Source organism: Mesorhizobium sp. M5C.F.Ca.IN.020.29.1.1 (assembly GCF_003997375.1).
In the GTDB taxonomy this organism is placed as follows: Bacteria; Pseudomonadota; Alphaproteobacteria; order Rhizobiales; family Rhizobiaceae; genus Mesorhizobium; species Mesorhizobium wenxiniae.
In genome coordinates, this window is the sequence record NZ_RZSW01000154.1 from 1 (window position 1) to 11757 (window position 11757).

7 protein-coding genes and 1 pseudogene are annotated in these 11757 nt (G+C 56.2%); 2 read left to right on the top strand and 6 right to left on the bottom strand.

Going from position 1 to position 11757, the window contains the following annotated elements; genetic code table 11:
- Nucleotides 1-1118, top strand: a 1118-nt coding sequence (locus EOA85_RS14620) for an IS66 family transposase (protein ID WP_127209911.1), incomplete at its 5' end; no start/stop codon positions are given.
- A 16-nt stretch (nt 1119-1134) separates the two neighbouring features.
- Here the strand turns inward: EOA85_RS14620 and EOA85_RS14625 are convergent.
- From EOA85_RS14625 to EOA85_RS14650, 5 genes and pseudogenes are all read right to left on the bottom strand, one after another.
- Nucleotides 1135-2186 (bottom strand): annotated as a pseudogene (locus EOA85_RS14625) (IS5 family transposase).
- Between the two features lie 121 nt (nt 2187-2307).
- Entirely contained in the window at nt 2308-4119 is a 1812-nt protein-coding gene (locus EOA85_RS14630) for a hypothetical protein (protein WP_164759663.1), read from the bottom strand.
- A 34-nt stretch (nt 4120-4153) separates the two neighbouring features.
- Entirely contained in the window at nt 4154-5179 is a 1026-nt protein-coding gene (locus EOA85_RS14635) for a M28 family metallopeptidase (RefSeq protein ID WP_164759664.1), read from the bottom strand.
- 978 nt (nt 5180-6157) lie between these two features.
- Complete coding sequence (locus EOA85_RS14640) at nt 6158-7207, bottom strand: alpha/beta hydrolase (protein ID WP_164759665.1); 1050 nt, start codon at nt 7205-7207, stop codon at nt 6158-6160.
- Nucleotides 7208-7790: 583 nt separating this feature from the next.
- On the bottom strand, nt 7791-8423 hold the full coding sequence (locus tag EOA85_RS14650; protein ID WP_127209916.1) for a tyrosine-type recombinase/integrase: 633 nt from the start codon (nt 8421-8423) through the stop codon (nt 7791-7793).
- A 472-nt stretch (nt 8424-8895) separates the two neighbouring features.
- Here EOA85_RS14650 and EOA85_RS14655 point away from each other — a divergent pair, with 472 nt between their 5' ends.
- On the top strand, nt 8896-9642 hold the full coding sequence (locus tag EOA85_RS14655) for a hypothetical protein (RefSeq protein ID WP_127209917.1): 747 nt from the start codon (nt 8896-8898) through the stop codon (nt 9640-9642).
- A 472-nt stretch (nt 9643-10114) separates the two neighbouring features.
- On the opposite strand, the gene EOA85_RS14660 is transcribed toward EOA85_RS14655, so the two are convergent.
- Nucleotides 10115-11218 (bottom strand): hypothetical protein, encoded by a 1104-nt coding sequence (locus tag EOA85_RS14660; protein ID WP_127209918.1) that lies wholly within the window; start codon nt 11216-11218, stop codon nt 10115-10117.
- Nucleotides 11219-11757: the final 539 nt, after the last annotated feature.

An 11757-nucleotide genomic window follows, 5' to 3' on the forward strand; every position in this document is an offset into this window, starting at 1 on the left:
CCCAGCCGCCGGCGCCGTTCCATGCCACGCCGCGCGGCTTCATCGGTCCCCAACTGCTGGCGACCATCCTGTTCGACAAGTTCGGCATGCATGCTCCACTCAACCGCCAGAGCGCGCGCTTCAAGGCCGAGGGGATCGAGCTGCCGCTGTCGACGCTGGCCGATCAGGTCGGCCACGGAACCTTCGCCGTCATGCCGCTCTTCCAGCTGATCGAGCGCCATATGCTCGCGGCCGAGCGCCTTCATGGCGACGACACCACCATTCGCATCCTGGCGAAGGGCAAGTGCGCGACCGGGCGCATATGGACCTATACGCGCGACGACCGTCCCTTCGCCGGGCCTGCGCCGCCGGCGGCGATCTATTACGCCTCGAGCGACCGGCGCGGCGAGCATCCTCAGAAGCATCTGGCCGGGTTCGCCGGGATCCTTCAGTGCGACTGTTATAGTGGCTTCGAGCCGCTGTTCGACCCGCAGCGGAAGGAGCAGCCGATCACGCCGGCCTTTTGCTATGCCCATGCGCGGCGGGGCTTCTTCGAATTGGCCGACGTCGCGAAAAAGGCCCGGGATGGCAAGAACGGCAAACCGATCTCCCCGATCGCGCTGGAGGCGGTCAGGCGCCTCGACGCGCTGTTCGAGATCGAGCGCGCCATCAACGGCCGCAGCGCGGACGAGCGGTATGCCGTGCGGCAGGAGAAGAGCAAACCACTTCTCGACGACATGCACGCCTGGTTGCTCCGCGAGCGCGATACCCTCTCGCGCTCTTCCGAGGTCCTGAAGCCAATCAACTACATGCTCAGGCGCTGGGCCGACTTCGCCCGCTTCATCGACGACGGCAGAATCTGCCTCAGCAACAACGCGGCCGAAAGAGCGCTGCGCGGCATTGCTCTGGGAAGGCGCAACTGGACCTTCGCCGGTTCCCAGCGCAGCGCCGACCGCGCCGCCGTTATGCTTACCCTCATCACCACGGCACGCCTCAACGACGTCGACCCGAAAGCTTGGCTCGCCGATGTCCTGGCCCGCATTGCCGATCTTCCCACCTCGCGTCTACACGAACTACTGCCCTGGCACTGGAAGCGCCTGCGCGAAGCCGACAAGCCCGCCGATCAGCAGGCCGCCTGACCTTCACCCAACGCCATCATAGAGCCCGCCGCGCACGCGCGCGCGTGCCAATCATGCGGCCTTCGTCGTATGCGTACGCCATGCCGATCTTCGTCCTGGCCCGCGCGATACCGATGGTCCGCACGAACAGGCCCATGCGGGCTTTCTGCTGTGCGAAGACGTGCTCGACGAAGGCGCGGATTTTTGAGCGCCGGCCATTGGCTCGTGCCATCGCCTCGCTCATCGGCCGGCCTTTCGGCTTCTTGTGATGAATGTCGGAGAAGTAGCCGTGCTTCTCCAGCCACGCCTCATTCTTCTTCGAGCGATAGGCCGTGTCAGCCCACACCGTCGAGCCGGTGTTGTTCTTGTCCAGCACGTTTCGAAGCTGCGCCCCGTCATAGGCCGAAGCGTTGGTGACGTTCCAGCCGCGAATGAAGCCGTGCCGGCGATCAATCGAGGCATGGTTCTTGTAGCCGAAGGCGGGAACGGCGATATCGCGCTGCTTCGTCTTTCCCTCCTCGTCGGCCTTGGCCTTTGAGAACTTCACCGTCCAGCGCGCATCCCGGTCCTTCTGACGCAATTTGCCTGGTCTGTTCTTCCATTCGTCCGGCACCTTGCCAGCCTTGATGTCGGCCTTCTCGGCGTCCGTGTTGCGCTGCTTGGGCGCCGCCACAATCGTGGCGTCGACGATCTGCCCGCCCATCGCCAGATAGCCGGCCTTGCTGAGGTGCTTGTCAAACCGGGCAAACAGGTTCTCCACTGCCCGGGCCTGCGTGAGGTGCTCCCGAAACAACCAGATCGTTTTGGCGTCGGGAACCCTGTCGCCGAGCCCCAGCCTGAGGAAGCGCATGAAGGAAAGCCGGTCCTGGATCTGAAACTCGGCCTGATCGTCCGAGAGACTGTAGAGCGCCTGCAGCACCATTATCTTGAACATCATCACCGCATCAAAGGGCGGCCGGCCGCTTTGGCGCCATCGGAACGCTTCAGCGCCTTGGCCAGCGGCTTGCAAAACACCTCCCAAGGCACCACCGCGTTCAGCTTCTCCAGTGGATCGCCGGCCTCGCTCAGCCGCACAAATCGCTCATCAATGTCCCAGAACCCCGCCTGTCCCCTCCAACGCCTCCGAGCAAATCACCAGGCGAAGTGAATCAAAATGCGTTCCCGATTGCGAGGTTTTTCGAGGTGTCCAGCTGGCTATTGCTATCGCAGATCAAGGTAGTATTCGGTGTTCCTTGAATCTCTGCTCGAAAGTCGTCCCATAACCCTTACCTGGAAAGAGTAATTCAGCCTTTTTGACAGTGTTGGCAGCAAGGCTTCGCATGGTAAAATTTCGTCCGATGTCAAACATCCCTTCCAGGACTATTTTGTCCACCGTTTCAACCTCTACACCCTGGGCTTTTAGGTCTTGGAGCGCTTGAACGAGCGGCGTTGACCACAGCTCGTCTGATACAAAACTGCCAAAACTCTCGTGGTCATCATAGGTTTCCAGCGGGTCATACATTGCGTGCGCAACGTCAGCCCGGCGACCGCCCCAACACTCGGCAATGCCGTCCCACGGAAACACCTTGCCGGGATCGGGATCAGCACCATTGGGAAGTTTAGCACGATAACTTACTGCCCAATAATCGCCAAATCCTTCTCCGATGGCACCTGAATCCCCACCGAACCATTCGGGATTAATGTGGTGATGAATCGCGTGGCCGAGCTCATGGAGAATGACGTCAGTATCCTCGTTGTCATCGACGCAACCATGTCCGAAGGCCAACACATCAGAGCCGGGCACGTAGTGAGAGTTATCAGCTCCGTTGGCCCCATCCGAATCGATCGCGATACCGCTCGGGAAAAGCTCGAGGTCTCCTTGATACCCCAGCTTTCTTAGATACTCGATGGAGGAGGAAATGAAATAGTAGGACATCACGTCGTTGAATGCATTGTCACCGCGGCGTGCAGTCCATTCCGACGTGGCCGTCGACGGAGGCATCGATCGCCCGCCTTCACCAGGCTCAAAATCTTCGATACGAACAGTTGAGCCGTTCAAGCTCAGAACGTTGCCGACCTGGCTGACGCCAGCCAGATTGACCTGCACATATGCGCCCTCGAATATTGCTCCATCAGCAGTATCTGACAGCGTGCTGTTGTTTAAAGTTGTGACCGGGTTTGGGTCGAACACCCAAGCTTTGCCAGAGACAACCTTGCCGCTTATCGTTTTTGACAAGCTTTTAGGAGAACCGGACCCCTTCAGGGCCCCCCTTAAATCGACTGCTGGCAACGTAGTTTCGCCGCCGTCTATCGGAAACGCGCGCTTGTTCTCTTGTGCGCGACGGTCAAATTTTTCGGCAATCCGGCCCGTTTCGGCATCAATATGGTATTCCCAATACCCAAACGGCTCCTGAACAGCTACCCGGACTATATACGTCAATGTCAGAACGTTGTCTTCGTTGAGGTAGGCTTTAGATACAGTTGGAGCCTCGATAATCCGGCCAGCGGGCTTCAAGTCGGCGCTAACGATGTCCAAGACGTCGGCCTCCGCTAGTTTGGCTGTGGTCGGTACCGATCCCGTCTTGCTGCTGGGCACTTCAATAAGATTCTTTGTTACCGACGTAACATCGCCGACCCGATCGATCGAAACGCCGATTTGGCTGTCAATGATGGGGAGACCATTGAGCCGCTGTTCGTATTCGACAACGGTGCCGCTTAGGCCAGTTCGAACACGCTTCAGAACCAAGTTCGCAGCATTGCCGTCCAAACCAAAAGCCGTTGAATTCTGACTAATGAAATCACGAGCGAGGGTCTTGAATTGATCGTCATTCTTCGGGACGCCCCCCGGAGAGTCATGTGGCATCACAAGATCTTGAAGCGACCGAATTATTACAGAACTGTCCGATAGCGGCTGTTGCGCATTACGCAAGTACAGCTCGGTGGGAAGCTTGGTGATCGGTGTGTCCGTCGTCTGGGATGATGCTGTTAATGTTGGTCCAAACATAGCGGCAACGAAAGCCGCCAAGCAAATTCGATTAGGCATGTCGCACTCCATAATTTCTTCAAGGCAGATAGTCTCAAGCCTCGGTGAGTTCACAAATTGAGATGACGGAGGCCGTCAGCAACTTTGCCACCGCAACCATCCGACCCTTATTGACGTTCTCTATGGTGTCTTTGCTTGTGTGATAGAACGCTTCGTCTCCACCCTTGTCGTAGAGCCCAACGCATGGAAAGCCCACAGCCTCAAATGGCATATAGTCGCTACTCCAGATATTTGTGTGCTCAACAGTAAGTTCCGTATAATCAGCAGCCATCTGTGCTACGCGCAGTGCAAAGCTTTTGGCTGAAGCGTCGTTGCGCGGATGAGCATTGCCTTGGTCAAATTCAACGACGATACTGAGAGGATTAGACGGCGAGGCAAATCCTATCATATCTAAGTTTATCACCAAATCGATTGGCCAATTCTCCTTAGCAGCCACTTCGGCGCATGCTTGAGAACCAATTAGCCCTTGCTCCTCACCGCAGAACGCAGCAAGCAAAACCCCGCGCTTTAAAGAAACACCACGCAGGATCGATGCCAATTCGAGAAGCATCGCGACGCCTGACCCGTTGTCGTCCGCGCCGGGTGCCGGTTGGTCAAATCGTTCCGGCAAATGAGCCCTACTATCATAGTGCGCGCACACCAATATAAAGCTCGGTTTTGCGGTGTCGGAATTGAACAATACGTTGTTAAGAACCGGTCCCTGCGGCATCTGAAACGGCTGCATTTTAACGGCGTCTTGGGAATCAGCGTATTCTCCAAATTTTCGGGCCAACCATGCAGAAGCCTGGCCGATCGAGGGGGCGAGGGAATGTCGCGTACCAAAATTCTGCAGTGTCTGGATGTTGCCCATCATTCTCGTGCTATCGATCCGAGCGAACATTTGCACAATGCGTTGGTCGAGCGTCTTGCTTTTGTTGAGTTGGCTCATATAGCGCCCTTTAGCGTCCTCACTCCTTTTGTGTTGCAGCGGATAAGGACGAATTTCTTTCGAAGAGGCAAGCGCTGGGAGTAACGCCGCCACAAAGGCAGGTGCGGACAGAAGGAGATCGCGCCTATTCATTGGAACCACAACTGGTATTACCATTAGAGGGGACGCACGTGTGACAATACCAAGGACCGGATCTATCTACAACAGAAGAACGTCAATGGCGGAGGTGGAGATCCATTTTACCCACCAAGAGCTGCTTAATTCGTCAGCTCGGATCGCGTGCTGCCCAAGTGGAGAAACTCGCAGAAGCGAGCTAACGAACCAAGAAAAACAGGGAAATTTCTTGCCGACCTGGCGATCCTGGCAATTGAATAATTGGATGTCGATTTGGCGGATCGGTCTCATCCATCGAATGAAATTTGGCAGCCAGATCACTGCCACTACAGCGCCACCGACGCTGTGAACGGCTCGTTTGAGCCCACAGCCGAAATTGCAACGGAAACACTGCCCGAGCCAACACAGCCACCGGCCGGTTAAGATGAAAACGGCAGGAGAGCTCGATGGCAGACGGACGAAGATTGGGGGACAGGACCGGGCCCGGGTGGCCGCTAACCAGGACAATGAGATCCGCGATCTTGCCAATAAATTTCGACATCTCCCCAGCGCAGGCAAGCCCAACCAGGGCTCTACCTTAGTCTGACCGCCGAAGCATTGAACAAGGCCGTGCCCGTCGACGAGCTCCGGACGAAGCGCGACGAGCTACAGACCAGCCTTCATGAGATCTTTCGCGGCGCGCCGTTCACAGATGGCAAGGCCTACAAGAAGGCTCAGGCCTCGTTGAAGGACAACGAGGAGCTTATGTTTCCGACAAGGAGGTTGACGCCATGCTTCCCACCACGCTGCAGCGGTCCGAGCGGTCAGCTTAACCCCATCACAGCGGCATCAAGTCGGAAGCTGAATGGCAGCTATCGATGCCTCTGCTTCGATGGCGGAAGGTCGTTCTCCGGCCCCATTGTAGCCGTTTGGGGTACTTCGGTCGCCGCCAAAAACCTGCCGTTCTTTCAGTTCGCGCCGACGGAAAAGTCGGGGCCGAAAGCGACAAGTCTTAGGTTAGCTGACGCAGAGGGCGGACTTACGATCCGCATCGCGATGGTTGAACTGAAGCCATTCGGCGATGGCTTTGCCTGCATCGGGGTGGTCGTAAAGTGCATGCCGCAATGAATTTGAATGGTACGTCAATCTGGAAAGAGTAAGCGTTTTTGTCTCGCAGGCCGAGTCGGGGCTGGACTGCGCATCAAGATCTATCGCGAATGATCTCAAGGCCAACTCTCGCCCATAAACGGACTTGGCAAGCCCCAACGACGTAAAGAGCAGAACAACCAGTACTAACAATATGATCGACATCGGGAGATAGAAATACTCTTCAGATATTACAATTGCCCCGGCGAGCAAAAACTCCTGAGCGTACGCTTCCGAAAGCCCATTCTGCCAGCGGTTAGGACCGTAGTCTATTCCCAGGTGCTCAGTGACAATTTCTGTTGTCGTTGCATGGTAAATTGCATAGCCAAGAAACAGCATAAATGTTAGAAAGAGCAACAAAGAAAGCAGACCGGTTAGCGGTGATAGAACTCTAGAGAGTCTATTGGCAATCGAGCCTGCTGCTAGCGATAGTGCTGCTTCGTCATCAACTGCTCGCAGGACCAAGAGCCGGTCCTGGGGGATCCACCCATGCTGACTTGCATTTACAAGGCGGCTCGCTCGCTCAGAGCTATAAGTGAACCATCGAAGGACGAAACGTACCAACCAAAAAATCGTCCCCATTATTAGACCCATAAGCAACGCCCCTTTGACGAACTCTGAAGCGCCATCTGGCGAGACAACCATAAAGGCAAGCGCCCACGAAAGGGGAGTGTAGAAAAGCACAGCGCATAGCGCCGCTAAAGCGCCGTTTCTTACAATGGCCCGTTCTTGCCTATCAATATCCCGCGGAATCAGCGTCGTGAACGGCGTAGCAAGTGTTACCACTTCGGCAGCAGCACGATTCGGCAAATTGCGAAGCGCTATCGCCACGACGTTACCGCCATGACTGTGGCTTACCAAGACAACCCGTTCATTAGGCCAGTCCGCAAGTAGCTGCCTTAGTCTTTTGGCAAGAGCCAAGCCCGCCTCCTCACGCTCCAGTAAGGAGTTTGCACCCGACCAATGGAATGGCTCAAAGACCGGTTCGTGTGTATTCGCACCCATTGCCTGAAGTAAGTGAGTTCGAAAAGTGCTGCCTTCTTCGAACCATCTCGGCCTCGAAGTTCTTATAATACCGGGCAGCAGCCCTCGACCCCATGTGCCGTGAACTAATATGATTATCATATTTCACTCAGTTTTTGAAATCACTTTCCAATTTGGGCGTGAAAAGGAACAGTAACATTAGCACATGATAGAATATAAGTATAGACCTTTCCTCACCACACGCTCTGCTTGGGTTGCCTTGACACCCGCCGTGGCACTCAGATCCCGGGGGGCGGGAGCCATCCACATAGGGTAATCGCGGGAGCGAGTTGCCCTGGAAATAATCGTAGACTTGGAGGGTGGCTGTTCCCCGATAGGATGGAAATACGGGCTCACGACCTGACGCCGGGCCCAAGCATCGAATGGAGAACAGCCATGGAAGAATATATCGGTCTCGACGTGTAAGGTATCCTGGGAGCCGAAGCGGTCATCCGCGATGCGATGGGTGACCGCTTCAGTGTCAGATTTCAATCCGTTCAGCTAAGAGCAGCGCATCCTCGACATCGACGCCAAGATACCGAACAGTGTTCTCGATCTTGGAGTGGCCAAGCAGGATCTGGATGGCGCGGAGGTTTCCCGTCGCCTTATAGATCATGGATGCTTTCGTGCGACGAAGCGAGTGAGTGCCATACTCTTCGCGACGCAGGCCAATCGCGGTCACCCATTCGTCAACGAGCCGCGCGTACTGCCTCGTGCTCATGTGTTGGGCGTGATTGATCCGGCTCGGGAATGCGTAGTCTTCGACCGTGCCCCCGCGTCTTTCGAGCGAAGCCAGAAGGCTGGCTCTCACATCACCGGTTATCTCGAACTGAACTGGACGACCCGTCTTTTGCTGAACGACGATCGCGCGTGTTCGTATGTCCGGGCCCGCAACCAGATCACGAACCCTTATCTTGACCAGGTCGCAGCCTCGAAGCTTGCTGTCGATCGCAAGGTCAAACAGTGCACGGTCACGAATGCGTCGCTCACGATCGAGGAAGAAGCGAACAGCCCAAATCTGCTTCTGTGTGAGCGGCCGCTTGGTGCCGACCTTCTTTCCAGCGTTCCACGCGGCGCGCTCTCGGCGAGCATGATCAAAATGAGAATGGCCCATGTGAGTTCTCCCTGGCCTTGATTGGCCGAAGGAGAAACGGCGCGGGGCACTACTGCTCGCGGGCCGTGAACGGACCTTCGGCTCCAAACCGATTTGCGACGATAGCTGCCGTAAAACGGCGAGGATTACTGATGGGGATTGTGTATCCAACGCGTCGGCGGGCTGTTAAATTTCCGATCGTTTTCCGTCATCACGTGGTTGTTGTCTCATAGGCAGATGACAGCACAGGCCTAGATATCTATTTCATCTCAGATGACATCCACATCCTCCCCGCCGAACCTCGCTGCGACGACCACTGCCGCTCCCGCTTACGAACGCGGTTTTGAGCGGTGCGTTGTGACGTTTATCGACATCCTCGGCTACAGGCGTCTCCTCAAGACGCGCCATGCCGAGGATATCGCTAACGTCGTGAAGGCACTTAGGAACTTCACTGCGGGCGATAGCGACGGGGATGAGCAGCCGTCGCGCTCGGATGAAGATACGGCTCTACACGCAGGCATTTTCCGAATCAGTGTCGGACGCTGTCGTGCGCGTGCGGACAATCGACACGCAGTCACAGGATGGGCCGTGCGCCTATGAACTGATCGACCTCATGCATGCGATAGTCGAGTGCGTGAACCGTGGCATCTTACTCCGCGGAGGCATGACGATCGGACCCGTCTACATTGGTTCGAACGGCAAGGGGCCGATTTTCGGCGATGGGATGGTGCGCGCCTATGAGATCGAGGAAGAAGAGGCCGTTTACCCCCGGATAGTGATCGATGAGGAGGCACTAGCGGCATATCTCAGCGACGAAACGCTTTGGCGGGACGGCGCTTTCGACACCTATGAGGCGCGGATGGTGCGGCCCTTTATCGGAGTCGCTGACGATGGCTCCTACTTCGTCGATTACCTACGCTCCGCCGGTCCCGGCGAATTCGACTCGGGGCTAGCTGGGCATTTCGAGTTTTTGAAGCGACACCGCAAGCTGATCCTGGACAATCTTGCCACGGCGGACGCCAAAGCCAAGCGCAAGCTTGTCTGGCTGGCGAACTATCACGATCGGTTCGTCGAAGAGTTGCGGAGCGGTTATGACATGGCGGATGCGTCGGGAGCATTCTACGCAGAACTCGCGGTGAGCCCTCGCGAGTTGTTCGACAGCTTGGTGATTGAGGGCAGTTGGACCGGGCTAGTTGATCGCCTCGTCGAAATCGGTGGCGGTGTTCAGGCCGCGGACTAGCTGACCTGGCTAGAACTCCGAGATCGGCTGCGCGCGGCCCGAGATGCCGAAGCCATAGGGCTTGGCGACAACCGCGGGGCCGGCTGCAGAACGGCAGCTTCTCGCGTCACCCAGCCGATACCGGACTGTCAGCAGTCGGCCCCGAAACAGTCATCCCGGATGCCAATCTGCGCGAAGCGGTCGCGCGGTGCAGGGTGGCGCAAGCAGGATGCGTCTCGCGCCGTGCTATACTGGCCAAGCGAACCTGCACTGCGCCGCAGTTAGGGAAATGCCTCTCCGCTGCGGAATGTCACGTTAAGAGGAAATACTGCGTCTACTCATCAAGCAGAAAAATCTCATGGCAATGAAATCAGGTATTTAGCGGTTTGCGAAACGGCGTGGTGAACCGCCAAAAGCACTATTCTGAGTTAACGGTGACATCCCCCTTTTGGATACATCTCGCAGTCTCAAATGCGATATGACAACGGATTTGCTATCCGGTGGTTCCGATCTTGCTGACGGCGTTCGTCGATATGTTTACGAAGCGGTCAAGCAAGGTGAAGAACACGTCGATCGCAAAGCCAAAGACGAACGCAAGCGAGAACAGGCCGAAGCCGATGGTCTGAAACGCCTCGTTGTTGTTGAACGTTCCGTCCCAGAACCACGCTAGGACCATTCCGGCCAAAGCCCCTAGGGCCACACGGTAGATCATGCGCAGCAAGGGCGGGTTTGGTAAAAGCGGGTCCAGTATCCGTCGCATGAAGTACATCAGCGATCCGAGGGCGCCATACAGCGCTGGAAGCGCTAGGTATGAGTAAGTGGCGAGCCGCCCGGATATCTTGTTTTGTATGTCGAGGATATTTGGTATCGACTGCGAATAATAGCTCAGATTCATACGGCAATTCTGACGCATCAGGTCCATTGTCTTGATGCCGAGCCTGTCCTCGAAGAGATATGTGGACCTGCCGATGAACGCCAGTTTATCGGCAGGAAAGGTGGTGAGACCTGCTTTTTTCAGATCCCAGTCATTCGATTGTGCTGTCTCGATATGTCGAAGATCCTGGCAGAAATTCTGCACCGAACTGACATCGACCGAGGCATACTGCTTTTCATACTGTTGCGTGATCGCGGCACTTTGGATCTTGAGTTCCGTTTCGGATAGTGGTTTTCCGTCGGCGGTTGTGCATTCGATCCTTTTTAAAACACGCAATGAACAGACGGCAGCTTCTCTAAGGTTTACCCATAACCGTGCGCTGAAATTCCACAGCATTTGTGGAACCGCGAGCTGGGCGTCAGCAGCGAACAGGAAGGCATCGCTCTTCTCTTTGACCAGCCTCAACTCCTTATCAAGCGTAGTAAGATCGTGAGCGTACTGGAATGACGCATCCTGGGCGATGAGATCTCGTTGGATCTCCTCGGTTATGCCCACGCCGCCGCTTTCCTGCGCCGGGGCTGGCGCGGCCGCACTTACGTCTGGTGGCGTCGGTGTAGGCACAGTCCCGTTTGCGTTTGTTTGCGCATGATCTTTGCGAAGGATGTCTGCCGGCAATCGTTGCTGTGCGACTAGAAGTTGCCTTTCAAGCCTCCCGTATTGCAATCCCGGGCTCCTATCCCTGAGCAATGAGAGCTCACTGAAGAGATTTACGCCGTTTTTGTAGGTGAGCGTGAGATGCCCAACGGCAAACATCAGCAGTAACGCGACGACAACAAACCCAAAGTTCTTAGCTTTTTCGCGAAGTCGGTCTTGGTGCGGCCGCCATCCCGATTGAAGTGCGCAGACGCATATTTTGATATTATTTCTGCTTCTTCGATCAGTTCATCAACGGCGGGTTTCGGTAGCGGGCCCTCCCTCCATTGTCCCCATGATGCAAAGCGATGCCAAAATCGTTGAGGCTGCGCCGCAGGTGGCCCATCAGCCAGCAAACCGGCGCGAACCGGTTGCCAGCGGAATTTTTTCGCGGGTTGTGGCTATAGCGGCCTGCAGGTCACTCACTGCTGCATTCGTCAACTTCCGTTGTTCCCGATCCTTCCTAACCTAGAACGCCTGGAACGAAGCCGTACGGCCCCGGGCAGCCACATGGGGCACCAGGCGGTCCTGGAGGATTCGCCCAACACCAGAAAGAGGGGGTAAAGCAT

Excerpts from the sequence above, each read along its gene's own strand:
- EOA85_RS14630 (WP_164759663.1), bottom strand. The coding sequence starts at position 4,119 with ATGCCTAATCGAATTTGCTTGGCGGCTTTCGTTGCCGCTATGTTTGGA.
- EOA85_RS14635 (WP_164759664.1), bottom strand. The coding sequence starts at position 5,179 with ATGAATAGGCGCGATCTCCTTCTGTCCGCACCTGCCTTTGTGGCGGCG.
- EOA85_RS14650 (WP_127209916.1), bottom strand. The coding sequence starts at position 8,423 with ATGGGCCATTCTCATTTTGATCATGCTCGCCGAGAGCGCGCCGCGTGG.
- EOA85_RS14655 (WP_127209917.1), top strand. The coding sequence starts at position 8,896 with ATGAAGATACGGCTCTACACGCAGGCATTTTCCGAATCAGTGTCGGAC.